General features: G+C 67.7%; 24 protein-coding genes and 1 riboswitch. Of the genes, 13 read left to right on the forward strand and 11 right to left on the reverse strand.

Going from position 1 to position 24873, the window contains the following annotated elements; genetic code table 11:
• The first annotated feature begins 3 nt into the window (after positions 1–3).
• From thrS to rplS, 3 genes are all read left to right on the forward strand, one after another.
• Entirely contained in the window at positions 4–1929 is a 1926-nt protein-coding gene (gene thrS / locus GGR13_RS14045) for a threonine--tRNA ligase (RefSeq protein ID WP_183214220.1), read from the forward strand.
• A 215-nt stretch (positions 1930–2144) separates the two neighbouring features.
• On the forward strand, positions 2145–2894 hold the full coding sequence (gene trmD, locus GGR13_RS14050) for a tRNA (guanosine(37)-N1)-methyltransferase TrmD (RefSeq protein ID WP_183214221.1): 750 nt from the start codon (positions 2145–2147) through the stop codon (positions 2892–2894).
• A 1-nt stretch (position 2895) separates the two neighbouring features.
• Positions 2896–3318 carry a 50S ribosomal protein L19 gene (rplS, locus tag GGR13_RS14055; RefSeq protein WP_183214222.1) on the forward strand — a complete coding sequence of 141 codons (423 nt, stop codon included), beginning with the start codon at positions 2896–2898 and terminating at the stop codon, positions 3316–3318.
• Between the two features lie 435 nt (positions 3319–3753).
• On the opposite strand, the gene GGR13_RS14060 is transcribed toward rplS, so the two are convergent.
• Positions 3754–4173, reverse strand: a complete 420-nt coding sequence (locus GGR13_RS14060; protein ID WP_183214223.1) for a PA2169 family four-helix-bundle protein — start codon at positions 4171–4173, stop codon at positions 3754–3756.
• Positions 4174–4226: 53 nt separating this feature from the next.
• Positions 4227–5039 (reverse strand): tryptophan 2,3-dioxygenase, encoded by an 813-nt coding sequence (locus tag GGR13_RS14065; protein ID WP_183214224.1) that lies wholly within the window; start codon positions 5037–5039, stop codon positions 4227–4229.
• Positions 5040–5168: 129 nt separating this feature from the next.
• Here GGR13_RS14065 and hisN point away from each other — a divergent pair, with 129 nt between their 5' ends.
• Positions 5169–5954 (forward strand): histidinol-phosphatase, encoded by a 786-nt coding sequence (gene hisN, locus GGR13_RS14070; protein ID WP_183214225.1) that lies wholly within the window; start codon positions 5169–5171, stop codon positions 5952–5954.
• Positions 5955–5991: 37 nt separating this feature from the next.
• Here hisN and GGR13_RS14075 read toward each other — a convergent pair whose 3' ends face one another.
• The 3 genes from GGR13_RS14075 to GGR13_RS14085 form a co-directional block, all read right to left on the reverse strand.
• Positions 5992–6975 carry an alpha/beta fold hydrolase gene (locus GGR13_RS14075; RefSeq protein ID WP_183214226.1) on the reverse strand — a complete coding sequence of 328 codons (984 nt, stop codon included), beginning with the start codon at positions 6973–6975 and terminating at the stop codon, positions 5992–5994.
• Positions 6972–7889: a class I SAM-dependent methyltransferase gene (locus GGR13_RS14080; RefSeq protein ID WP_183214227.1), complete on the reverse strand. Its 918-nt coding sequence runs from the start codon at positions 7887–7889 to the stop codon at positions 6972–6974. The genes GGR13_RS14075 and GGR13_RS14080 overlap by 4 nt, the downstream gene beginning before the upstream one ends.
• A 105-nt stretch (positions 7890–7994) precedes the next feature.
• The gene (locus GGR13_RS14085) at positions 7995–8822 is read right to left on the reverse strand and encodes a class I SAM-dependent methyltransferase (protein ID WP_183214228.1); all 828 of its coding nucleotides are present in this window, start codon (positions 8820–8822) and stop codon (positions 7995–7997) included.
• A gap of 213 nt (positions 8823–9035) precedes the next feature.
• On the opposite strand from GGR13_RS14085, the gene GGR13_RS14090 reads away from it, so the two are divergent.
• Positions 9036–9494, forward strand: coding sequence for an Hsp20 family protein (locus GGR13_RS14090; protein ID WP_183214229.1), 459 nt, complete (start codon positions 9036–9038; stop codon positions 9492–9494).
• Between the two features lie 269 nt (positions 9495–9763).
• Here the strand turns inward: GGR13_RS14090 and GGR13_RS14095 are convergent, their stop codons facing one another.
• Together GGR13_RS14095 and thiC are read right to left on the reverse strand one after the other, a co-directional pair.
• Entirely contained in the window at positions 9764–11146 is a 1383-nt protein-coding gene (locus GGR13_RS14095) for an FAD/NAD(P)-binding protein (protein ID WP_343060423.1), read from the reverse strand.
• Between the two features lie 534 nt (positions 11147–11680).
• Positions 11681–13525 (reverse strand): phosphomethylpyrimidine synthase ThiC, encoded by a 1845-nt coding sequence (gene thiC / locus GGR13_RS14100; protein WP_183214446.1) that lies wholly within the window; start codon positions 13523–13525, stop codon positions 11681–11683.
• Positions 13526–13750: 225 nt separating this feature from the next.
• Positions 13751–13859: riboswitch (TPP riboswitch) on the reverse strand.
• Positions 13860–13950: 91 nt separating this feature from the next.
• Here thiC and GGR13_RS14105 point away from each other — a divergent pair.
• Positions 13951–15204, forward strand: coding sequence for a bifunctional alpha/beta hydrolase/OsmC family protein (locus GGR13_RS14105; protein ID WP_183214231.1), 1254 nt, complete (start codon positions 13951–13953; stop codon positions 15202–15204).
• A gap of 72 nt (positions 15205–15276) precedes the next feature.
• The gene (gene cuyA / locus GGR13_RS14110) at positions 15277–16275 is read left to right on the forward strand and encodes a D-cysteate sulfo-lyase (protein ID WP_183214232.1); all 999 of its coding nucleotides are present in this window, start codon (positions 15277–15279) and stop codon (positions 16273–16275) included.
• Here cuyA and GGR13_RS14115 read toward each other — a convergent pair.
• Positions 16272–17078, reverse strand: a complete 807-nt coding sequence (locus GGR13_RS14115; protein ID WP_221230724.1) for a hypothetical protein — start codon at positions 17076–17078, stop codon at positions 16272–16274. The genes cuyA and GGR13_RS14115 overlap by 4 nt on opposite strands.
• Before the next feature lie 261 nt (positions 17079–17339).
• On the opposite strand from GGR13_RS14115, the gene cuyB reads away from it, so the two are divergent.
• The 4 genes from cuyB (at position 17340) to GGR13_RS14135 (ending at position 22505) form a co-directional block, all read left to right on the forward strand.
• Positions 17340–18008: a cysteate racemase gene (gene cuyB, locus GGR13_RS14120; protein WP_183214233.1), complete on the forward strand. Its 669-nt coding sequence runs from the start codon at positions 17340–17342 to the stop codon at positions 18006–18008.
• Between the two features lie 149 nt (positions 18009–18157).
• Positions 18158–20617 carry a PhoX family protein gene (locus tag GGR13_RS14125; protein WP_183214234.1) on the forward strand — a complete coding sequence of 820 codons (2460 nt, stop codon included), beginning with the start codon at positions 18158–18160 and terminating at the stop codon, positions 20615–20617.
• A gap of 92 nt (positions 20618–20709) precedes the next feature.
• Complete coding sequence (locus GGR13_RS14130; RefSeq protein WP_183214235.1) at positions 20710–21657, forward strand: nucleoside hydrolase; 948 nt, start codon at positions 20710–20712, stop codon at positions 21655–21657.
• A complete protein-coding gene (locus GGR13_RS14135) occupies positions 21654–22505 on the forward strand; it encodes a ribokinase (protein ID WP_183214236.1) in 852 nt (283 codons plus the stop codon). Before GGR13_RS14130 ends, GGR13_RS14135 begins: the two co-directional genes overlap by 4 nt.
• Before the next feature lie 20 nt (positions 22506–22525).
• Here the strand turns inward: GGR13_RS14135 and GGR13_RS14140 are convergent, their stop codons facing one another.
• Genes GGR13_RS14140 through GGR13_RS14150 form a run of 3 tightly spaced genes read right to left on the reverse strand, consistent with a single transcriptional unit; the run spans position 22526 to position 24024 of the window.
• Positions 22526–23077 (reverse strand): TadE/TadG family type IV pilus assembly protein, encoded by a 552-nt coding sequence (locus tag GGR13_RS14140; RefSeq protein ID WP_183214237.1) that lies wholly within the window; start codon positions 23075–23077, stop codon positions 22526–22528.
• Positions 23077–23598 (reverse strand): TadE/TadG family type IV pilus assembly protein, encoded by a 522-nt coding sequence (locus tag GGR13_RS14145; RefSeq protein ID WP_183214238.1) that lies wholly within the window; start codon positions 23596–23598, stop codon positions 23077–23079. The genes GGR13_RS14140 and GGR13_RS14145 overlap by 1 nt, the downstream gene beginning before the upstream one ends.
• 3 nt (positions 23599–23601) lie before the next feature.
• Entirely contained in the window at positions 23602–24024 is a 423-nt protein-coding gene (locus GGR13_RS14150; RefSeq protein WP_183214239.1) for a pilus assembly protein N-terminal domain-containing protein, read from the reverse strand.
• Positions 24025–24309: 285 nt separating this feature from the next.
• On the opposite strand from GGR13_RS14150, the gene GGR13_RS14155 reads away from it, so the two are divergent.
• Both GGR13_RS14155 and GGR13_RS14160 read left to right on the forward strand, forming a co-directional pair.
• Entirely contained in the window at positions 24310–24489 is a 180-nt protein-coding gene (locus GGR13_RS14155) for a Flp family type IVb pilin (protein ID WP_183214240.1), read from the forward strand.
• 120 nt (positions 24490–24609) lie between these two features.
• Complete coding sequence (locus GGR13_RS14160) at positions 24610–24789, forward strand: Flp family type IVb pilin (protein ID WP_183214241.1); 180 nt, start codon at positions 24610–24612, stop codon at positions 24787–24789.
• The last annotated feature ends 84 nt before the right edge of the window (positions 24790–24873 follow it).

Genomic DNA, 24873 nt, shown 5'->3' on the forward strand with positions numbered 1-24873 from the left:
CCGATGATCCAGCTGACCTTTCCCGACGGTGCCACGCGCGAATATGCGGCCGGCTCGACGGCGCGTGACGTGGCCCACGCCATTTCGCCCTCGCTCGCCAAGAAGGCCGTCCTGGCCGAGCTGAACGGTGAGCAGCGCGACCTGAACCGGGTGCTGGAGACCAGCGGCAGTTTCCGCCTGATCATGCGCGACGACCCCGAGGCGCTGTACACGATCCGCCATGACACGGCCCACGTCCTGGCCGAGGCCGTCCAGAAGCTGTTTCCCGGCACCCAGGTCACCATCGGTCCGGCGATCGAGGACGGCTTCTATTACGACTTCTACCGCCAGACCCCGTTCTCGACCGATGACTTCGCCGCGATCGAGAAGGAGATGGGCCGGATCGTCGATCGCGATGCCAAATTCGAGCGCGAGGTCTGGGACCGCGACGAGGCCATCCTGTTCTTCGAGGCCCGGGGCGAAAGCTTCAAGGCCGAGCTGATCCGCGACCTGCCCGAGGCCGAGACCATCACCCTCTACAAACAGGGCGACTGGATCGACCTGTGCCGGGGGCCGCATTTCCCCTCGACCCGCCACGTCGGCAAGGCGTTCAAACTGACCAAACTGGCCGGGGCCTACTGGCGCGGGGACTCGAACCGCGAGCAGCTGCAGCGGATCTACGGCACGGCCTGGGCGACCAAGGAAGACCTCGACGCCTACATGACCCGGCTGGAGGAGGCCGAAAAGCGCGACCACAGGAAGCTGGGCCGCGCCATGGAACTGTTCCACATGCAGGAAGAGGGCCGGGGCATGGTCTTCTGGCACCCCAAGGGCTGGGTGCTGTGGCAGGTCATCGAGGCCTATATGCGCCGCCGCCTGGATGCCGCCGGCTATGTCGAGGTCAAGACGCCCCAGGTGCTGGACCGGAAATTCTGGGAGGCCTCGGGCCACTGGGAGAAATACCGCCCCAACATGTTCGTCTGCGAGACGGTGGAGGGCGAGACCCTCAGCCTGAAGCCGATGAACTGCCCCGGTCACGTCCAGATCTTCGGCATCGGCCAGCGGTCCTACCGCGAGCTGCCGCTGCGCATGGCCGAGTTCGGGGCCTGCCACCGCTATGAGCCGTCGGGGGCCCTGCACGGCCTGATGCGGGTGCGCGGCTTCACCCAGGACGACGCCCACATCTTCTGCCGCGAGGACCAGATCGTCGAGGAGACGCGGGCCTTCATCGAACTGACCCGACTGGTGCACGCCGACCTGGGGATGCACACCCACGAGATCGCCCTGGCCACCCGGCCGGAGGTTCGCGCCGGTTCGGACGAATTCTGGGACAAGGCCGAAGCCATGCTGGGCGAGGCCGCGCGTCTCGCCGGGGTCGAGCCGGTCATCGCCGAGGGCGACGGCGCCTTCTATGCGCCCAAGCTGGACTTCATCGTCAAGGACGCCATCGGCCGGACCTGGACCTGCGGCACCCTGCAGCTCGACTATGTCCTGCCCGAGCGGCTGGACGCCACCTATGTCGGCGAGGACGGCCAGAAGCACCGGCCCGTCATGCTGCACCGGGCCATCCTGGGGTCGTTCGAGCGGTTCATCGGCATCATGATCGAGAATTTCGCCGGAGCCTTCCCGCTGTGGCTGGCCCCGGTGCAGGCCGTGGTGGCGACCATCACCTCGGACGCCGACGACTATGCGCTGGAGGTGGCCGCCAAATTCAAGGCCGCCGGCCTGCGCGTCGAGACCGATCTGAGGAACGAGAAGGTCGGCTACAAGGTGCGCGAACATTCGGTCGGCAAGGTCCCGGTCATCGCCGTCGTCGGCCGCAGCGAGGCCGCCGAGGGCCAGGTGGCCATCCGCCGCCTGGGGTCCCAGGCCCAGACCCTGGTCACCGTCGAGGAGGCCATCCGCATCCTGACCGAGGAAGCCACCCCGCCCGACCTGCGCGTTCCGTAAATCCGCTCATCCCGGCCCGTTCATCCCTGCCCGTTCATCCCGGCGAAAGCCGGGACCCAGTGCTTTCGCAGGGCACGGTGCGCGGGATTGAGAGCGCGGCCCGATTCATACTCATACCTCCCAAAGGTCTGGGTCCCGGCTTTCGCCGGGATGAGCGGTAAGGGGAAAAGGGACGGGGGCGGATTTTTGCCGCTGGCTGCGCTAAGGACCCGCCCATGCCCTTCACCGCCACTGTCCTGACCATGTTCCCCGAGGCCTTTCCGGGGCCGCTCGGCGTGTCGCTGATCGGGACGGCCTGGCGCGAGAAGGGGCTGTGGAGCCTCGAAACCCTTGACATCCGGGGCTTCAGCGACGATAGGCGCGGCTTCCTGGACGACACCCCCGCGGGTGGCGGCCCCGGACAGGTTCTGAAGGCGGACGTGGTGGCCCGGGCACTGGACAGTGTCACAGGTCCGCCCCGGCCGCTTTTGTACATGAGCGCACGCGGTCGACCCCTGACGCAGGCGCGCGCGAAGGACTGGGCAAGGGCGGACGGGATCACCGTCCTCTGCGGCCGGTTCGAGGGGGTGGACCAGCGGGTGCTCGACGCCCGGGGGTTCGAGGAGGTCTCCGTCGGAGACGCGGTCCTCGCCGGTGGCGAGGCGGCGGCGATGCTGGTGATCGAGGCGTGCGTGAGACTTCTGCCCGGCGTCCTCGGCCAGGCAGCCAGTCTGAGTAGCGAGAGTTTCGAGGACGGTCTTCTGGAGCATCCGCAGTACACGCGACCGCGGACGTTCGAGGGACTGGAGATACCCGAGGTGCTTCTGTCGGGCGATCACAAGCGGATCGCGCAATGGCAGCAGCAGCAGCGGGAAGAGACGACCCGGGAACGCCGGCCAGACCTCTGGGCGGCGCATCTGGAAAACCGACCTGCGGAGACATCCGCCAAATCACAGCTAAAGGGCAAAAAAGCCCAAGGAGACTAGAATGAACATTCTTCAGACGATCGAAGCCGAAGAAAAAGCCCGCCTGCTCGCCGTGCGCGAGATCCCGAACTTCCAGCCCGGCGACACCCTGCGGGTCATGGTCAAGATCAAGGAAGGCGAGCGCGAACGCATCCAGGCGTTCGAAGGCGTCTGCATCGCCCGTGACGGCGGCGGCGTGAACGAGACCTTCACGGTCCGCAAGATTTCCTTCGGTGAAGGCGTGGAGCGGAAATTCCCGATCCTGTCGCCGAACATCGATGCCATCGAGGTCAAGCGTCGCGGCGTCGTCCGGCGCGCCAAGCTCTATTACCTGCGCGACCGTCGCGGCAAGTCGGCCCGGATCGCCGAGCGCCAGACCGTCCGCCCGGCCAAGGGTGCCGTGGTTCCGGTCACCGGCACCGCCGAGAAGCCCGAGGATAACTGACTTTCTGGGGCTATCGCGCTTCGCGCGACTTGAGCGCTCAGTTGATGGGGCCTCGGCGGAAACGCCGGGGCCCTTTCCGTTTCCTTTCCCTCGTCATCCTCCGGCGCAGCGCAGCGAAGACCGGGGGACCCAGTTGCGCGCGAGAGCGCGAACCTGTCGCGACCACAGCCCTGTCGGCATCCTGCCTGAAAAGACCGCCTTCTGCGCCGCCGGGTCCCCCAGTCTGCGCCGCGAGGACGCGGCTTGCCGGAGGATGACGAAAGAAAGCGGGGGCTAACTGATCCTGAACCCAAACTCCGTCCGTGATCGGAACGTCTCGCCGGGGTGCGCGGTGGTGGGGTGTGCAGCCCACCCACGCCCAATGTGAATGCAGCGTATTCGGGCTGAAGCTCTATGACGCTTTCTGGCAAGTTCCGAGGCGTTGATCCGCTCCGCTTAAGGTTTGCCGCGCGCGACTTCGCCCCGGGCGCGCCGGATCGTTTCGCGCGTTGTGGCCGACATCGCCGCATCATCCAGGGCCCGGTCGAAACGGGCCAGCAAGGCCGTCTCGTCCTGTTCGATGGCGGACAGGGCTGCGGCCTCGTCGCGGCCCAGCGCGACCTTCACGTCCTTGACGACCTTGCGGGCCGTGGCCACCAGGCCCTCGCCATGGGTGGCCTCGCCGCCCCGGGCCTCGATCTCGGTGGCCAGGCCAGCGGCCAGACCCCGGCGGTGGGCCTCGCGGGTGCGATAGAAGTCGGCATGACCGGCATCCGGCGTGGCTTCGGCCGCCTCGCCATAGGTCGTGGCATTGTCCAGCAGGGCCGAATACAGGCCGTTCAGCAGCTTGATGTCGTGGCGGTTGTCGATGGCCATGGTCGTGTCCCTGAAATGAGACCGATAAACCGCCCAGCTTGGCCGTGGTTCCGCTAAAGCCGGGTGCGCAGGGACCACAGTTCCGGGAAGCAGCGCTTCTCCAGCGTGGTGGTCAGATAGGCCACGCCCTCGGTCCCACCGGTGCCCCGGCGCCGGCCGATGATCCGCTCGATAGTCACCACATGCTTGTGCCGCCAGGTGACCATGGCGTCATCCAGATCGACCAGCTTCTCGGCCAGTTGATACAGCGACCACCAGCGGTCGGTGTCGCGATAGACCTCCAGCCACGCTGATTCGACGCCCTCGGAGGGCCGATAGGGCTGGCTGACGTCGCGGCCCAGCACCTCGGCGGGCACCGGCAGGCCGGCGCGGGCCATCTGGGCCAGGGTGTCGTCATACAGGCTGGGGGCCATCAGGGCCTCGGTCAGGGCGGCGTGGGCCTCGGGCCGGTCCTCTTGGAACCGCAGGAATTTCGCATCCTTCAGCCCCAGCATGGCCTCCAGCCGCCGGAACTGGTCGCTCTGGAAGCCGGAACTGGAGCCCAGCACCGAGCGGAACCGCAGATAGTCCGCCGGGGTCATGGTGGCCAGGATGTCCCAGCTCTGGGTCATCACCGCCTGGATCCGGCTGACGCGGGCCAGGCTCTTGTAGGCGGGCACCAGATCGCCGGACCGCACCAGCTGCTGGGCCAGGCCGACCTCGTGCAGGATCTGCTTGAGCCACAGTTCCTTGGTCTGGTGGATGATGACGAACAGCATCTCGTCGTGCTGGTCGCTGATCGGGTCCTGCGCCGACAGAAGCTGGTCCAGGCCCAGATAGCGGGCATAGGTCATGCTGGCGGGCGGGGTGTCGGCGGTGTCGGTCATGGCCAACCTATCGGCCCGAACGGCCGCGCCCTCAAGTCGCCGGTGCTTGGCGACGCGGCGCGAAGATGCGATGGCACCCCGCTTACGGGGATGCGTTCCCTTCCCCTGTCTTCCGTGAAACCGACCCGCATGACCGAATACGAAGCCTTTGCCGTCGAACTGGCCCGCGTGGCCGCCGACGTGACCCTGCCCTTCTTCCGCGGCGACTATGCCGAGGAGAACAAGGCCGGGCCGGGGGCCTTCGACCCCGTGACCGAGGCCGACAAGGCCGCCGAGGCCGCGATCCGCAAGGCCATCGCCGCCCGCTATCCGGACCACGGCGTGATCGGCGAGGAATATGGCGAGGACCGGCCCGACGCCGACCATGTCTGGGTTCTGGACCCCATCGACGGCACGCGCGCCTTCATCGCCGGCCTGCCGCTGTGGACGACCCTGATCGCCCTGCGCACCGAAGGCCGTCCGTCTGTCGGGATCATCGCCCAGCCCTATCTGGACGAGATCTTCCTGGGCGGACCGTCCGGAGCCCGGCTGTTGCGCGGCGGAGGCGAGACGGGGTTGAAGGTGCGGTCGTGCGAGAGACTGACCGACGCCGTGCTGGCGACCACTGATCCCGACCTGTTCACCGGCCCGGAGCTTGGGGCCTGGACCCAGGTGCGGGCCGCCGCCCGTCTGGCCCGGTTCGGCTGTGACGCCTATGCCTATGCCATGGTCGCGGCGGGACGGATCGATCTGGTCGCAGAGAGCGGGCTGAAGGTCTGGGACTGGTCGGCCCTGGTGCCCGTGGTCGAGGCTGCCGGCGGACAGGTCACCGACTGGCGCGGCGGGCCTCCGTCCGGCAACGGCCAGATCATTGCCGTGGGCGACCCCCGCGTGCGCGAACAGGCCCTCGTCGCCTTCCGCCGGGCGGCCCTGTAAGTGCCCTTCATCCCGGCGAAAGCCGGGATGAGCGGGATTATTTCGTCGTCACCGCATCGGCCATGGCGTCGAACTCGGCCAGGAACACCGCCCTGAGCGGATCGGTCTCCATGATGACCTCATGTCTGGATCCCGGCACCTCGACGTAGCGACCGCGCGACAGGCGTTTGGTCGCCCACTGGTTGGTCTGCTTCCAGACCCGGTCGTCGTCGCCCGGCTGGACTACCGTCACCGGGATCGACACGGCCTTCAGGGCCCGCGGCTTCAGCGCCCGCTCACCGGCATCAAGGGCAAACGCCAGCCAGCCCCAGGTCGGGCCGCCGACCGCCAGATGCGGGCAGGCATACAGCTGCTGGCGCCACAGGTCATAGCGACCCTCGTCCGTCGTCAGGGCGTCGGTCTCGAAGGTGTGGCCGAAGGGATCGTCGGGCTCGTCCAGGAGGAAGTCGCCCGCCTTGCCATGCCGCAGGTTCCAGCGCACCGCCAGCTTGACCGACCACATCGACCGCTTGCCGGTCTTGATCTTCAGCATGGGGGCCGAGAGCACGGCGCCGGCGAAATGACGGTCGCTCGTCTCCAGCGACAGCATGTTCAGCGCCGCTCCCATGGAATGGCCGACCATGATCCACGGCTTGGGCGCCCGATCGCCATAGAAGTCGAGCAGCCGGTCGAAATCGTCCAGAAACTCCTCGACCGCCCGGGCGTGGCCCTTCAGCCGGTCCGGCATCAACCGCGCCGACAGCCCCTGTCCGCGCCAGTCATGGGCCAGGACGCAGAAGCCCCGCGCGAGGAAATTGCCGATCACCTCGAAATATTTCTCGATCGGCTCGGTGCGGCCAGGGCTGAGGACGACCGTCCCGCGCGGGGTGGCCGCCACCAGGCTCGAGGGCGTCCAGAAGGCCGAGCGCAGTCTCAGGCCACCGGCACCCCTGAACCATTCGCCCTTGCCCCCCGGCGGTGCATCGGCCCCCGGCACGCCCATCAGCGGCGCATCGGTATCGGCCCGGGACACGCGGGTCATTCCGGCTTCCTGAATTTCAGGGTCATCCGGTCGCTCTCGCCGATGGCGTCGTATTCGGTGCGATCGAAATCCGGATCCGGCGGCGCGCCCCGGGGTGCCGTCAATCGTTGAGGCGCCAGGGTTTCGACCCCGAAGGGATGGTCCTTCGAATCCGCGTCATTGGCATTGATCTCGGAGGCCTCGACGAAGACGAAGCCGGCTTCCTCGGCCAGCTGTCGCACGAAGGCCTCCTGAACATAGCCATTGGCTGCCGCCGGGTCCTGGTCGGCGTCCGGACCCAGCCGGTGCTGTTCGATGCCCAGGACCCCGCCGGGACGCAGGGCGGCAAAGGCGTCGGCAAAGGCCTTTTCGGCAATGCCCGAAGCCATCCAGGCGTGGATGTTGCGCATGAACAGGACCATGTCGGCCGTGCCCGCCGGGGCCACTGGGCCGGTCATGGGCCCGAAGGCCGTGAACTGGATCTCGCCATACAGCAGACGGTCGGCCCCGAACTGGCGCTGATAGGCGGCCATCAGGGCGGCCTGGGCCGGGTCCGACCCGGGACCGGTGGCGAAACCGGCGGCGATATAGGTGCCACCGCCCTCGGCCAGATAGGGGGCCAGGATCTCGGTGTACCAGCCGCTGCCAGGCCAGAACTCGACCACCGTCATATCGGGCCTCAGCCCGAAGAAGCGCAGGGTCTCCATCGGATGGCGCCATTCGTCCCGCGCGCGGTCGGCGATGCGCCAGGGGCCCGTGACGGCCCACTCCAGCGATCCCTCCGGCGGGCCGGACGGGGTGGTCGCAGGGGGCGGCTTGGCCGTTTCCTCGCGGCGGCCGCAGCCGGCAAGCGCGAGGGCTGACAGGGCCGATGCCCCCAGCAACAGGCCCCGGCGCGTGGCCGCAGCCCGCGATATCGGTCGTTCAGACGCCATGCCCACTCCGCGTCAGGCTGGCGCGCACCCGAACAGGCGTGCACGCGCGATCATTCCCCGACGTGGCTGGCTTAAGGCGGTTCGCAGAGCCGGTCAAAGCCGGTCTCAGGCCGGCTTGCGGAACCGCAGGGTCATGCGGTCGCTTTCGCCGATCGCATCATACTGGGCCCGTTCGGCCTCGGTCAGGGGCGTGGGCCGGTCGGTGGCAACGCCATTGCGCGGCGCGCTGGTACGGACCGGCGGCAGGGTCCAGACGCCATAGGGGTGGTCGCGGTCATCCTTGGGGTTGGCGTTCAGCTCGCTGCGGCCCTCCAGCACGAAACCGGCGTCCTGGGCGGCCTTGATGATGTAGCTCTCGGAGACATAGCCGGTCGAGGCGGTCTGGTCCGGATTGGTGCCCTCGATGGCGCGGTGCTGTTCGATGGCCAGGATACCGCCGGGCTTCAGCGCCTTGTGGAAGGCCTGCAGGAAGGGCGCGGTCCGGCCGGCGCGGTGCCAGTTGTGGAAGGCGCGGGCCACCAGGACCATGTCGGCGGTGCCGTCCGCGACGACCATCGACTCGGCGGGGTTGTTGACCGCCACATACTGGCCGCCGGTCGCCTCGGCATAGGGTTTCAGGATCGCGGTCCACCAGCCGGCACGGCCGGGCGAGATCTCCACGATCGTGGTGCCGGGGGTCAGGCCCCAGAAGGTCAGGCTTTCGACCGGATGGCGGTAGACGTCGCGCGCCACATCGGCGGCCGGGCGGGTGGACGACGTCACGGCGGCCTGCAGCGCGGCGTCTTCCAGAAGCACGGGCGGGGTCATGGCGGCGCGGCGGGCGGTGCGCTCGGCCGGGGTTTCGCTGGCGGTGGTCGGCAGGACCTGGGCAGCCGCGGGCAGGGCCAGGGCGAGGACGGTGGCGACGACAGATGTTGAGGCGAGCAGGCGCATGGGAGATCTCCGGTGCAGCGGGCAGGGTTGGCATTATCCATACGGCACGGAGCGTCCGGGGCAAGCACCGATCCACCCCCTTGACGTCGCGGCAAGCCTTCCCAAATTCACTTCCGAGCGTGCCGATACCGGGCGCTCCAGACCCGGCGGGGCCTTTTTCGGGACCGCCACGGACTGACCTTCAACCTTGCTGATCCTCAGGAGGATAGACCTATGCGTACCCTGGACCTGACACCCCTGTACCGTTCCGCCGTCGGCTTCGACCGTCTGGCCGGATTGCTGGAAAACGCCGCGCGCACCGGCGAGACCACCGGCTGGCCCCCCTACAATATCGAGACGACGGGCGAGAACGCCTACCGGATCGAGATCGCCGTGGCCGGCTTCAAGCCCGAGGAGCTGAACCTCGAGGTCAAGGAAAACCTGCTGACCGTCACGGGCAAGAAGGCCGCCAATGACGATGCGGCCCGCAAATACCTGCATCGCGGCCTGGCCGAGCGCGACTTCGAGCGCCGTTTCCAGCTGGCCGACTATGTGGTCGTGACCGAGGCCAGCCTCGACAACGGCCTGCTGGCCATCAGCCTGAAGCGGGAACTGCCCGAGGCGCTCAAGCCCCGCAGCATCCCGATCGGCACGGCCAAGCCCCTGATCGAGGGCGAAAAGACCGCCGCCTGATTGCGGCAGGGAGAGGCGGGAGAGGCGGTCGAAAGGCCGCCTCTTTCTTTTTGGGGCTACCGCGCTTCGCGCGACTTGAGCCCGGGATTTCTGGGGCTACCGCGCTTCGCGCGACTTGAGCCCCGTATTTCTATTCCGCTCATCCCGGCGAAAGCCGGGACCCAGTTCTTTCACGAGACCGGTGCGCGGGATTGGCGGATCGGGCTCAATGATTGATCCGCGCGCCCAAAGTTCTGGGTCCCGGCTTTCGCCGGGATGAACGGGGCAGGTTACTGCAGCGCGGCCGCCACCGCCTCGATTCGCTTGCGGATGTCGGGCACGGCGATGGTTTCCCAGAAGGCGGCGCGGGCCGGGGGGCCGAGGACGAACAGCCGGTCATCGGCGCGGCCTTCGGCGTCCAGCACCCGGCCCTGATCGTCCAGATCCAGCCCCAGTCTGAGGGCGTCCATCCGCGCCCGCCCGGACGCCAGCAGGGGCCCGGTCAGGCCGTCGCGCGCCGGATCATGGCCCGGCCCCGAACAGTCGATCAGCCAGTCCGCCGTGAGCGCCGGCCGGGCCGGTCCATGGCGCGGGGTCCAGTCCAGCGACACGGAGGCCGCCCCCGGCCGGATCGCCACCACCCGCCCGGCGGTCATCGTCAGCCGGTCGTCCGCCTTCAGCCGCTCCAGCGCCCCGGCGATCGACCCCGCAATCCGGTGCCGGTGCACATCCCACCAGGGTCGCAGGTGCCGCACGATCCGTCCCCGGATCGCCGGGTCCGCGGCCTGCCAGGCGTCGGCCGTCAGCGGCCGCAGCGTCTCCATCAGCGAGCGCCAGCCCTCGCGTCCCGCCACCGTCCGCGCGAGCGCCAGCCGCCCCGACAGCGGCCCCTCCAGCAGCCCGGCCTCCAGCGGCGCGGGCACATCGGGTCTGGGTCCGTGGGCCCGGGGCATCAGGCCGCGCCGCGACAGGGCCGTCGCCCGCCCGCGCCAGCCCCGGCCCTCCAGCATCAGCAGCATGTCGACCATGGTCAGGCCCGTGCCGATGATCAGCACATCGTCCTCCGCCCCGATCCGCTCCAGCGCCCCGGGAGCCCAGGGATCGGCGATCACCCGCTCCGAGGCTCCCGCCGGGGCCGTGCGCGGGGCCGGATTGCCGGTGGCCAGCACCACGGCCCGCGCCTTCAGCCGGCGGCCGTCCTCCAGCACCACAGCGTCCGTCCCGATCGCCGCCACCGTCCCCGTGATCCGGGTGATGAGGCCGGGACAGGCGGCATCCACGGTCGCCAGCCGGTGCTGCACATAGTCGCCGAACACCCGGCGCGGGGCAAAGCCGTCGGGATCGGCATGGTCGGGCCGGTGCGTCTCCAGCCAGCGCACGAAATGGCCGGGATCGCCGTCCACCGCGCTCATCCGGGCCGAGCGCACATTCAGCAGATGCCCCTCGAACAGCGTCGCATAGGCCACGCCCCGCCCGAAATCCCCGCCGCGATCGATCAGGGCCGAGGCGACGCCCCGCTCGGCCAGCCGGGCGGCCAGCATGGCCCCCGAATACCCGCCCCCCACGATCACCACCGCTCCGCCCACGCTGTCTCCCTGTTTTGACCGCTTGTGAACCGGGTCGCGGGCCGGGTCAAAGGGATGGGGGGGGTGACCGATCCTCTCCTTCGTCACGCTCCGGCTCCAGTCCATCGTCATCCTCCGGCGTAGCGAAGCGGAGACCGGGGGACCCAGCGGTGCCGAAGGCGATCTGTTCAGGCCAAATTTCCGAAGCTCCGGTGTCCGCGACAGGGTCGTGCTTCCGCACGCCGCTGGCTCCCCCGGTCTGCGCCGCGAAGGCGCGGCTTGCCGGAGGATGACGACAGGGGGAAAGAGGCTCTCACCCCGCCGCGCTCGCCCCGACGTCCCCGACAGCCTTTCGCCAGGGTGTAGACTGTGCGATTTCACCCCCGGACGGAGGCGCAATCCAGACAATCCAGACAATCCAGACACCGTTTACGCCCGGTGCTGATCGAACCGAGCGGGACGATCAAGACGGTATTTTTTCCGCTTGGCCCCCGCCCCATCCGCTCATCCCGGCGAAAGCCGGGAACCCGTTCTTTCGCGAGACCCGTGACCCGGACGGCCAGCCCCGCATGACCGGACAGGTGACCCGCCCAAAGCCCCGGGTCCCGGCTTTCGCCGGGATGAGCGGATCAGTGGGATCGCTCAGCCCGGCACCTTCACTTCCACCACCCCGCCCCCGGCGCGGAATTTCGCGCTCATCTCCGCCATCCCGGCTTCCGCGGTGGCCGCATCCATCAGCGACTCGCCCGCGTCGTTCTGCGCCGCCGCATCCCGGCGGATGTCCTGGCTGATCTTCATGGAGCAGAATTTCGGGCCGCACATGGAGCAGAAATGGGCGGTCTTGTGGGCTTCCTTGGGCAGGGTGGCGTCGTGGTATTTGCGGGCGGTCTCGGGGTCGAGGCCGAGGTTGAACTGGTCTTCCCAGCGGAACTCGAACCGCGCGCGGCTCAGGGCGTCGTCGTGCATCCGGGCGGCAGGGTGGCCCTTGGCCAGGTCGGCGGCGTGGGCGGCGATCTTGTAGGTGATCACCCCGTCCTTGACGTCCTGGCGGTCGGGCAGGCCCAGGTGTTCCTTGGGCGTGACGTAGCAGAGCATGGCCGTGCCGAACCAGCCGATCATGGCCGCCCCGATGGCGCTGGTGATGTGGTCATAGCCCGGCGCGATGTCGGTGGTCAGCGGCCCCAATGTATAAAAGGGCGCCTCGTGGCAGTGTTTCAGCTGCTCATCCATGTTGGCCTTGATCTTGTGCATCGGCACATGGCCGGGGCCCTCGATCATCACCTGGCAGCCCTTGGCCCAGGCGATCTTCGTCAGTTCACCCAGAGTGCGCAGCTCGGCGAACTGGGCCTCGTCATTGGCGTCGGCGATGGAGCCGGGGCGCAGGCCGTCGCCGAGGCTGAACGACACATCATAGGCCCGCATGATGTCGCAGATGTCCTCGAAATGCTCGTAGAGGAAGCTCTCCTTGTGGTGGCTCAGGCACCATTTTGCCATGATGGACCCGCCCCGGCTGACGATGCCGGTGACGCGTTTCGCCGTCAGGGGCACGAAGGGCAGGCGCACCCCGGCGTGGATGGTGAAATAGTCGACGCCCTGTTCCGCCTGTTCGATCAGGGTGTCGCGGAAGACCTCCCAGGTCAGGTCCTCGGCCACGCCATTGACCTTCTCCAGCGCCTGATAGATCGGCACCGTGCCGATCGGGACGCTGGAGTTGCGGATGATCCAGTCGCGGATGTTGTGGATGTTGCGGCCGGTCGAGAGGTCCATGACATTGTCGGCCCCCCAGCGGGTGGCCCAGACCAGTTTGTCGACCTCGTCGTCGACCGACGACAGCACGGCCGAGTTGCCGATGTTGGCGTTGATCTTGACCAGGAAATTGCGGCCGATGATCATCGGCTCGACTTCGGGGTGGTTGATGTTGTGGGGGATGATGGCCCGGCCGCGGGCGATCTCCTGGCGCACGAACTCGGGGGTCACGAAGTCGGGGATGCTGGCGCCGAAGTCCTCGCCGTCGCGGATGCAGGGGGCGGCCTGCTCGCGCTGCAGGTTCTCGCGGATGGCCACATATTCCATCTCGGGGGTGATGATCCCGGCCCTGGCGTACTCATACTGGGTGACCGGACGGCCCTCGACGCCCTTGAAGACGCGGTGATGCTGGGTGTCGAACCGGGGGGCCAGGTTCTTGCCGCTGGCGTGTCCATTGTCCTCGGGCTTGACCTCGCGGGGGTTGGCGACGGGCGCGATGTCGCCGCGGTCCAGTTGCCAGCTGGACTTGACCCGCGGCAGGCCGCGCTGGATGTCGATGGTGACCGTGGGGTCGGTATAGGGGCCCGAGGAATCATAGATGGTCACCGGCGGCTCGTTGGCGCTCGGATGGACAGCCACCTCGCGGAAGGGCACGCGGATGTCGGGGAACAGCTCGCCGGCGACATAGACCTTGCGCGACCCGGCCCGTTCACCGGTCGGGATGGTCCCGGTCTCGCGCATCACCTGGTCACGGGCGTCCTTGAGTGGGAGGCTATCGCTCTCGGCGCGGCCGATCGCTGCTTGAGCCTCGTCCTTCGGCGGGAGGCTCTCGCTCGCGGCTTGAGCCTCGGCTTCTGCGGCTGCGTATTCGGGCGTGACGTGGATGTTCATGGCGGCCTCCGGGTGGAGGGTCGCACCGGCGTCGGTTCCCGCTTTCGCGGGAATGACGAGACCTCCCGCGTGCGCGGGAACCGTGTGGTCTCATCCCTTCGCCGGCATGACCCGGATCAGGTTCGACCGGTCAGGCGATCACGCCAATCTCAGTCGCTCTGGCGCGACCCCCGGGAGAACGACACGACGATAGGCGGTTCGTGCGCGATTGGAAACCTTTGGCGCGCGGCAGACGAACAGGCGAGCTAGGCTGGCCCCCCAGCGGGAGTAGCGACATGCAGAGTGAGAATTTCGACTTCGAGGTCGCCGGTGGCCGAGGCGTCCGGGCGCGGCTGGATCGGCCGGACGGTCAGGTCCGGGCCTGGGCGCTGTTTGCCCACTGTTTCACCTGCGGCAAGGACAATCTGGCCGCCACCCGGATCAGCCGGGCCCTGGCGGCCGAGGGGGTGGGCACCCTGCGGCTGGACTTTGCCGGGATCGGCGAGGCCAGCGGCGAAACGACGCCCGCAGGGTTCAGCGTCGACGTCGGCGATCTGGTCGCGGCCGGGGCGCATATGGCGGCGCAGGGCTGCGCGCCGGGCCTGCTGGTCGGTCACAGTCTCGGCGGGGCCGCGGCCATTGCCGCAGCGGGCCAGATGCCGGGCATCCGTGCCGTGGCCACCGTCGGTGCCCCCTTTGACGTAGCCCATGTGCTCAAGCTGCTGGGCCCCGGCGTCGATGGCCTGCGGGACGGCGAGACCCATGCGGCCAGCGTGGGCGGCCGACCGGTGTCGGTCGGACCCGGCTTTGCCGATGACCTGCGGATGCAGGATCAGGCCGCGCGGCTGGGGTCGTTGAAACGGGCCCTGCTGGTGCTGCATTCGCCCGTCGACGCCATTGTGGGCATCGAGGAAGCCGCCGGCATCTTCCAGGCCGCGCGCCATCCCAAGAGTTTCGTCTCGCTGGATACCGCCGACCACCTGCTGTCCGATCCACAGGATGCCGCCTATGCCGCCAGCGTCATCGCTGCCTGGGCCTCGCGCTATCTGGCGCCCATGACGACACCCGCGCCAGTCCCGGCCGAGGACGGTGTCGTGCGGGTGGCCGAGACGGGGGCGGGCCAGTTCCAGGTCCGGGTCGAGGCGGGCGGGGCCATGCTGCTGGCGGACGAACCCGTTGCCGTGGGCGGGCTGGCGTCCGGTCCGACGCCCTATGATCTGGTCGCTGCCGGTCTCGGGGCCTGCACGGTCATGACCCTGCGCCTCTATGCCCAGCGCAAGGGGCTGCCGCTGGAGCGCGCCTCGGTGGAGGTCCGCCATGCCCGGGTCGCCGGCCAGACCCCGGCCGATGTGTTCGAGCGGGTCCTGACCCTGGAGGGGGCGCTGGACCCCGAGCAGCGGGCGCGGATGCTGGAGATCGCCGACAAATGCCCGGTGCACCGGACGCTGGAGGGCGGGGCCACGGTCGTCACCCGCGCCGGCCCCGCACTCGACGCTGCAAGCCCTTGCGAGCATTTCACCGACATGGAGGCCAGTTGCGAGGAGGAATAGGCTGATTGGGTACGTCGGGCTCGCGGCGACGCGAGGCGCGGGTTAAGGGTGGAAAAAACCGGAACCCAGCCCATGCATCTCGCCCGCTTCCCCCGCATCCGACTGGCCCATCTGCCGACGCCGCTGGAGCCGCTGCCGCGCCTGTCGCAGGCGCTGGGGGTCGATCTGTGGATCAAGCGGGATGACTGCACGGGTCTGGCGGGCGGGGGCAACAAGACCCGCAAGCTCGAGTTCCTGCTGGGCGAGGCCTGGGAACAGGATTGCGACACCCTGGTCACCCAGGGGGCGGTGCAGTCCAACCATGTGCGCCAGACGGTGGCGGCGGCCGTGGCCAATGGCATGGCCTGCGAGGTCATCCTCGAGGAGCGCACCGGGTCGAAGGCCGTCGACTATACCGAGAACGGCAATGTCCTGATGGACCGGCTGTTCGGGGCGGTGATCCGCCGGGTGCCGGGCGGCTCGGACATGCCGGCCGAGCTGGAGCGCACCGCCGAAGAGATCCAGGCGCGGGGCGGCCGGCCCTATATCATCCCGGGTGGCGGATCGAACGCGGTCGGGGCGCTGGGCTATGTCGACTGCGCGCGCGAGATCGTGGTCCAGGCTGATGATCTGGATCTGAAGATCGACCGGATCGTGACGGCGACCGGCAGTGCCGGAACCCATGCCGGTCTCGTTGCCGGCCTGGCCGTGATGGGGGCGGACATCCCGGTGCTGGGCATCGGCGTCCGGGCCCCGAAGGAGAAGCAGGAAGCCAATGTGCTGAAGCTGGCGCGCGAGACGGCCGCCCTGCTGGGCCATCCGGACCGGATCCGCGACGACATGGTCGTGGCCGACTGCGACTATGTCGGGGAGGGCTACGGCCTGATCGACGGGGCCGTGATCGAGGCGCTGAAGCTTGCCGCCCGTACCGACGGCATCGTGCTGGACCCGGTCTATACCGGCAAGGCGATGAAGGGCCTCATCGCCCTGGCGCAGAAGGGCCAATTCCACGGCGAAACCGTCGTCTTCCTGCACACCGGCGGGGCCCAGGGCCTGTTCGGCTATCAGGGCGAGCTGGAAGGCACGCTTTAGGCGCCGGAACCCGGGCCCGGGGCGGGCGCGGGCGGTGGCCCGGGCGGGGGCGGGAAGTCGAGGGCGGCGACGGCGGCCCCCGACGTGCCCGCCACGACGGCATTGTACAGCAGGGTCCCGGCCGGCGACCAGGTGAGGGCCTCGATCGCGACGATCATCGCCACCTGGACTCCCAGGCCCCAGACCCAGGCCGGATGGATCCTGCGCGTTCTGAACCAGTCGACGGCCATGCCGATGACCGGAAACAGCAGGGTGACGACCGCCGTCGCCTCCCACGCCCACGGGACCAGCAGCGGCAGGGGCAGGAGGCGTCCGACGCCCGGCCCCAGCAGGATGGCCATGGCGGAATAGTGCAGGCGGCGATGCCAGTCCGTCGACCGGCGCAGCACGATGGCCGCGATCGTCAGGCCGACGAAGGTGACGAGCGACAGGGGATCGAAGACCAGGAACTGCAGGGGCCGGAAGAAGAAGGGGACACGACCCGCAGTGACCATGGCCTCGGTCACCATCCACCCCAGGACCAGCATGGGCCCCAGCCAGAGGGCGGCCAGCCATCCCAGTGGCCGGTGCCAGCGCACCTGACCCGTGAAGATGAGCAGGTTCTGGACGAGGAAGATCGCCAGCCATCCCATGAAGACCACGGCATGGGCATGCACCAGCAGCGGGGCCTCGAAGCTGGAACGCCCGGTCGCCAGCTGGACCGAAAAACCGGCCACCACGATCAGCACCATGGCGATGGCAAGGCCTGGAAAGACGCGGTCCCCGGCTGGTGCCCGCGTGAAACCTGTCCTCGATGCTGTCATGACCATCCCCCGATGCCCGTGCGAGGACCATATCTCCGGCGACGCGGATTGCAAATTCGCATAGCAGTGAGATGCGAATGCTCTCGGAGGGGCTTGCGAGTGGTCTGGCGATGCGAGGCGGGTCCGGGAGGTCGCGCTGGCGCTTTCGCGGTTTCGCGCTAACAGAGGATAAGGCGACCGGACTGGACCTTGGGGTCAGTCGGGCGCGCAGGATCCGGTCCCGGGCATCGGGACCACTGGGACGAGGAAGGCGACGGCGCGATGAAGACTCTGGGTGTGCTGGGCGGCATGGGGCCCGCCGCGACGGTGGCGTTTCTGGCGCAACTGCAGGCGCTGACGCCCGCAGAGGGCGACGCCGATCACATCCGCGTGGTGATGGACCTGAACCCGCAGGTCCCGGACCGGAACAAGACGCCGAAGAAGGCCGAGGCCGTGCTGGGCGAGATGGCCGAACAGCTGAAGACCATGGGGGCCGAGGTCCTGGCCATGCCCTGCAATACCGCCCACGCCCAGGCGGCGGGTATCCGAAGGGCCGGCCTGCCGTTCATCGACATGATCGCCGAGACCACGGCTACGGCCAGGGCGACGGGGGCCGAATGGGTCGGGGTTCTGGCCACGCCGGGTGGGGAGGCCCTGTATCGCACAGCCCTTCGCCAGCACGGCCTTTCGCTGATGACGCTGGACGGCGCCGACCGCGATGTCTTCATGGACCTGGTCTATGGCGTGAAGCGGGGCGACACCGGGGACCGGGCCCGGGCCGAGATGCGACGGCTGGCTGCCCTGCTGGCCAACGGCGGCGCCGGGGCGATCATCGCCGGCTGCACCGAAGTGCCCCTGCTGCTCGGTCAGGCGGAGGTCGATGTGACCCTTGTCGACTCCGCCGAAGTGCTGGCCAGAGCGTGCGTGGCGGCGTGTCTGGCAGACGTCTGACCAGCCATCGGCTCACGGACGATCTTGCGCGAATCCGTCGTCCAAACATCCGAAATTGATCATCAAACGGTAAGGGTCCCTACACCGTATTCGGCCGTCGCTCGGATATCCCTGTGCTCCTGAGGAAGTTCATTTCATGAGGGGACATCATGTACGATCTGGAACCGACCGGCCGCCACTCTGACGGCGATATCGACGTCAATCCGTCCACCCAGCCGACCTTTGGCGACGTTCTGGAGATGCGGAACTCGCGCCGCCAGATGCTCGGCGGCATGACGGCCGTCGCGGCCCTGTTCGGCGTCGGTGCCTGTTCCGACAGCGGTGGCATCACCGGCACGGAAGTCACCGTCTCGGCCGGTGCGGCCGCTGCGACCACCGCCGGCAAGGTTGTCACCCTGACGGGAACGGCGACCGGCGCAACGGCCGTCCTCTGGATCCAGACCGGCGGCCCGGCGGTCACCCTGACCAATGCCTCTTCGAACACGGCGACCTTCATCGCGCCCAGCGTGGCGACCTCGACGCCGCTGACCTTCCGCTTCACGGCCACGGGCGCGACCCAGGGCACAACGGGCGACGAAACGGTCGTGACCGTCGGACCGGCCGTGCTGGGTTTCACCGCCATTCCCAAGAACCAGCTCGACGTCGTGACCGTGCCTACGGGCTATACGGTCACCGTGCTGTACCGCCTGGGTGATCCGCTGACGGCGACCACCCCTGTTTATGCCAACAATGGCACCGACACGAATTTCGCCAACCGGGTCGGGGATCACCACGACGGGATGAGCTATTTCGGCCTGTCGGCGACCGCCAACACACGCGACGACAGCAACTCGACCCGCGGCCTGCTGGTGATGAACCACGAGAACATCACCGAGACCTATCTTCATGTGAACGGCCAGACGCCGGGCGCGAACCGGGTCGAGGGTGAGGCGCTGAAGGAAATCGAATGCCACGGCGTCTCGGTGGTCGAGGTCCTGCGCGGCACGAACGGCTGGAACTACGTCCAGAACTCGACCTTCAACCGCCGGATCACGCCGAACACGCCGATCGACATCTCCGGTCCGGCGCGTGGGGCTCCGCTGCTGCGCACGGTCTATTCGCCGACTGGCGTGGCCGCCCGCGGCACGATCAACAACTGCGCCAACGGCTATGCTCCCTGGGGCAGCTATCTGACCTGCGAAGAGAACTGGGCCGGTTACTTCCGCCGGCCGACCAGCGACAACGTGAACCGCCCGGCCAAGGAAGCGGCTGCCCTGGCGCGCTATGGCGTCACCAGCACCACCGGGGCGTACAGCTGGTCCTCGGTGATCCCGACGACGCCCGGCGATTTCCGTTTCGCCAAATGGAATGCGACCGCGGTCGCCGGCCAGCCGGCCGACGGGACGGGCGACTATCGCCATGAAGCCAACCAGTATGGCTGGGTCGTCGAGATCGACCCGTTCAACCCGGCCTCGACGCCGCGCAAGCGCACGGCCCTGGGCCGGATGGGGCATGAAGGCGCCTGGCCCTCGAACTTCGTGGCCGGTCAACCGCCGGTGTTCTACATGGGCGACGACAGCCGCAACGAGTATTTCTACAAATTCGTCTCGGCCACGGCCTGGAACCCGGCAGACGCCCAGGCCACGGATCGTCTGGCGATCGGCGACAAGTATCTGGACAACGGTACCCTCTATGTGGCGCGCTTCGATGCCAACGGGACGGGAGCCTGGCTGCCGCTTGTCTTCGGCCAGGGTCCGCTGACCGCCGCCAATGTGGCCTATCCCTTCACCAGCCAGGCGGAAGTCCTGATCAACACCCGCGGAGCTGCCGATGCCGTCGGTGCCACGCGGATGGACCGTCCGGAATGGGCTGCAGTGAACCCGGTGAACGGCGAGGTCTATCTGACCCTGACCAACACCGCCGCAGCCCAGCGTCCGCTCAGCGCGACCGATGCCGCCAACCCGCGTCACTACAACGACCCGCGGACCAACGGTACGGCCCAGCGCGGCAATCCGAACGGACACATCATCCGCCTGCGCGAGACCGGCAACCGGGCCGATGCGACGACCTTCGTCTGGGACAACTATGTGTTCGGATCGGATTCGACGCTCGACGCGACCAACATCAACCTGTCGGGCCTCGATGCCTCCAACGACTTCTCCAGCCCGGATGGTCTGTGGTTCGGCCGGGCCTCGAATGCCACGGGGCTGGTCAATCCCCTGCTCTGGATCCAGACCGATGATGGCTCCTTCACCGACGTGACCAACAACCAGATGCTGGCCGCCATGCCGGGCGTGGTCGGCGACGGCGCGGTCAAGACCATCACCAACACGGACGCAACGGGTGCCACGCGCACCCAGGCCACGCCGGTCGGTCGTGCGCCGGGGATGCAGCTGCGTCGCTTCCTCGTCGGGCCGAACGGCTGCGAGATCACCGGCGTCGACACCACGCCGGACGGCCGGACCATGTTCGTCAACATCCAGCATCCGGGCGAAAACGTTGGCGCGACCATCCCGGCGACGTTCCAGTCCAACTGGCCGGCGTCGCAGACCGGCCCGGCCCCGACCTCGCGCCCCCGCTCGGCGACGATCGTCATCACCAAGAACGATGGCGGCGTGATCGGGCTCTAGATCAGGTTGCCGCTTTGCCGACGACGCCCGGACCCCGCAGGTCCGGGCGTTTTCGTTTGCGCGATCCGCGTATTGCCGTCGATAAGACGCGAATGATGCGTCAGTGTGTGATTATCGATTGCGACCCGGGCGTGGACGATGCCGTGGCCCTGCTTCTGGCCCTCGCTGCGCCGGAACTGGATGTCCTGGCCATCACCACGGTGGCGGGAAATGCGCCGCTGAAGAAGACGACGCGCAACGCCCTGATGCTGCGCCAGATCGCGGGTCGCGAGGATGTGCCGGTCGTGCCGGGCGTGGATCGGCCGCTCCGTCGCAAGCCGTCCGGTGCCAGCGAATTCCATGGTGAGGAGGGGCTGGGCTATATGGCCGCCTTCGCCGCAGCGAAGGGTGTCGCCGACGGCCATGGCGTTGACGCGATCATCGACCGGGTCATGGCCCGGCCCGAGCAGTCGGTCGCCCTGGTTGTCCTTGGCCCGATGACCAATCTGGCCATGGCGCTCCGGAAGGCTCCGATGATCGCGGCCAGGCTTGGGCCAGTGGTGGTCATGGGTGGGGCGCGGTCGGAAGGCGGCAACATCACCGCCTCGGCCGAGTACAATGTCTGGGCCGACCCCGAGGCCGCCGACGAGGTGCTGAGAAGTGCCTGCGACGTCGTGATGATCGGTCTGGATGCCACCCATCAGGTCCGCGCAAGCGAGGATCATATCGCAGCCCTGGCGCGGCTGGGGACTCCGGCAGGCGATGTGGCCGCTGCGATGCTGAGGTTTTCGCAGGATGTCGAACGCCGGATCGTGGGTGGCGACGCACCGCCCGTTCATGATCCTTGTCCGGTGGCATGGTTGATGGATCCGGGCCTGTTCAATCTCAGACCCTGCCGGATCGAGGTCGAGACAGGCTCCGAGCTGACACGGGGGCATACGTCCGTGGAATTTCGCGTCGACCCGGCCACGGCGCGCCATCGCTGGGCAACATCGGCGGACGCCGAGGGGGTCTTCTCACTGATCACAGACCGTCTGCAACAGGGACCGTCGCTGGCATGAGACTGACGGTCGTGGGGTCCATCAATCTTGATCTGGTGGCGGTGGCATCGCACCTGCCCGGACCCGGTGAAACGGTCAGCGGCGCAACCCTGTCGCGCCATCCGGGCGGCAAGGGTGCCAATCAGGCGCTGGCCGCCGCAAGGCTGGGGGCCGAGGTCTGTCTGGCGGGCCGGGTCGGGGACGATGTCATGGCCGACGAGGCCCTGGCTCTGCTGGAGGAATTCGGCGTCGATCTGTCCGGCGTCATCACCGACAAGGCCGCACCCACCGGCGTGGCCCTGATCGCTGTCGATCCAGCGGGCGAGAACCAGATCGTCGTGGCCCCCGGAGCCAATCATGAGGTGACGCTGGAAGACCTGCCGGCAAGGATCGATGCGCCGCTGATCGTCCAGCTGGAACTGCCCGTCGCGACGGTGGAGGCGGCGGTGGGACGGTCGACGGGGTTTGTCTGCGCCAACCTGGCTCCGGCGGCTCCGGTATCGGATCAACTGCTTCGACGGGCCGACCTGATCGTCGTCAACGAGACCGAAGCGGCCTTCTATGGAGACCTGCTCCATCACGGGGGCGGGTGGGTGGCCATAACCCGGGGTGCCAGGGGCGCGGCCCTCTATCGCAGAGGCGGCGTCATCGCGGTAGCAGAGCCGCCAGCGGTCGAGGCGGTCGATGCGACCGGGGCGGGGGATGCCTTTGTCGGGGCCATCACCGTGGCCTTGCTGGAGGGGATGTCCGGAGAGGCCGCGCTTCGCTTTGCCTGTGCCGCGGGCGCTCTGGCGGCAACCCGAGCGGGTGCCCAGCCCTCGCTGCCCAGCCGGGCCGACGTCGAGGCGATCCTGGCCGGTCAGCCCTGATCGCAGACGACGACGCGCGCTCAGCAGTCGGGGCAGTTCACCTTCTGGACCGCGCGCGGGCGCAGGTAATGTTTCTGGTTGAACGTGATCCCTGCCGGCACGAGGTAGTCCACGGGGGAGTCATATTCATAGATGGCCTCACTGATGACGAGGCTTTCCCCATCCTCGATGAGGTCCGGGGGAATGGTCACGGTCGCGCCCTCTGCGAGCGGGCTCATGCCGCGGCCCTTGCTCCAGTCCACCGTGATGGTGTCATTGACGTTGCGGGTGACGCTGGTGATCCGCAGATCCAGGCTGTCCGCCGCGAACGGCTTCAGGATGAGGTTGCCGATGGCGAACATGTCATCGACCTGTTCCGATGTCACATCGGTCGTCGACTGGGACACGAGGTCCCCCACCATGGCGGCAGCATGGCCCATGCGTTTCTGCGCCATATAGCCCTGGCAGAACTCCGCCAGGCCAAAATAGAAGAAGATCATGATCGGCGCGATCAGGGCGAATTCCACCGCGGAGACGCCGCGCTGGTCGTCCATCAGTCGACGCAGGGGATCTTTACGTCCGAAGAGGCGCATCAGTAGGGCTCGTTCCGGAATGTCGTCGTCGCGGTCATGACCATTTCGCCATTGCCGAGCCGCGAAAGGCCCTCGCTCAGGAAGGGCGTGATGAGGGGCTGTTCATACCAGACGCGCACCAGGATCAGACTGCCGGGCTGTCCGGTCTGGAAAACGAGTTCGCTGTCGTCGAACGTCTCTCCGTCCGCCATGGGATCCGGCGGATTGACGTCGCGGAACTGATCGATGACGCGGACGTCGATGGTCGTGCGATTTGTGCAGTCGTTCGCCAGCAGGCTCATCCGCTCGCAAACCTCGTCCTTGAAGGTCTGGGCCGACATGGCGCTCGCCTGGGCCTGGCCCGTGCGGACCAGACGACCGGTTTCCTGCACCGCATTCTCCATCGTGGAGTCGGTCACAAACACCAGACCCAGCTCAAGGATGGCGAAAAGCATGAAGAAGAAGGGGGCGGCGACCATGGCAAACTCTACGGCTGCCTGGCCGTCGCGCTGAGCTTTCCTGTTCGAGGGGCGCCGGGTCATGGTTCAGGGAACGGGGCTGTTGGCAGGCCCGGCATCAGCCGAGGCCCGGATGCTGGTTTCGCAGGAGCCTGCACAGGCCATTTCCGTGGCGCGGGCTCCCCGCCAGACACGCACGGCCCCGGTTGATCCGCCGGTCACGATGATCTGTCGCTGGAAGATCGTGCGCCCGATCGCATCGACAGCGACGACCTCGGTGACGCCATAGCCCTTGCCCGTAACGAACAGGGTGTTCTGGTCGACCACGGTCACGTCGGCGATCGCGGGATTGCCGACGATGACGGCGCTCGCGGCGCCTCCGAGCTGGACGCGCTGGATGCTGTCGATCTGAACCGACAGACGACCTCCCTCCTGGGCATGCGCGGGCATGGCTCCAGACAGGAGAAGAGGCAGGATGAATGCTGCGGCGGCGAGTTTGCGACGGATCATTGCGGCTACCTTGAAGATGCGGGCGCGCGAGAACGCCTGTGCGCAAGGTCGCTGCGAAACCTCAAGAAAGTCTGAAACGCCATCCTGAACACTCAGGCCAAGAGGGCAAACCTCTGTTATCCGAACTTTTTTAGGTAAAAATGCCGGTAACCATCCCCGCCTACTCAGCCTTAACCGGTCTGGGTGATTATGCTCCTGTGTTTGGGGGTGAAGCGGGTAACCGGCGCCCTCCGGCCAAGTTAGACCGCTTCACTATTACAACTGCTTCACTCAAAGGAATAAGCCATGACCAAGTTCATCACCAAGTTTGTCAAAGACGAGTCGGGTGCAACGGCAATCGAATACGGCCTGATCGCTGCCCTGATCGCCGTGGTTATCATTTCGGCCGTGACCGCAATGGGCACCTCGATGAAGGCCAAGTTCAACTCCGTGGCCGTCGCCATGGGCGGAACCGCCGGCGCCTAAGTCGTTCTCAATCCAGTAGCGTAAAGGAGGGCTGGATGTGTTCCAGCCCTCCGCTTCCGGGGTGACCCGGTTTCAGTACCTGGCGTCCTAGTGCGCTGCTTCTTTGTGAGGGAAATCTACATGACCAAGTTCATTACCCAGTTCGTCAAGGACGAGTCGGGCGCCACGGCCATCGAATACGGCCTGATCGCAGCCCTGATTGCTGTCGTCATCATCTCCGCTGTCACCGCAATGGGCACGTCGATGAAGACCAAGTTCAACGATGTGGCCGTCGCCATGGGCGGTACAGCCGGCGCCTAAAACAGCGCACCGACGCAAGTCGAACTGAAGGGGTCGGGGCAGGAATGCTCCGACCCCTTTTTTCTGGCTGGCTGACCGTATCAA

This window comes from Brevundimonas variabilis, assembly GCF_014199945.1.
GTDB lineage: Bacteria > Pseudomonadota > Alphaproteobacteria > Caulobacterales > Caulobacteraceae > Brevundimonas > Brevundimonas variabilis.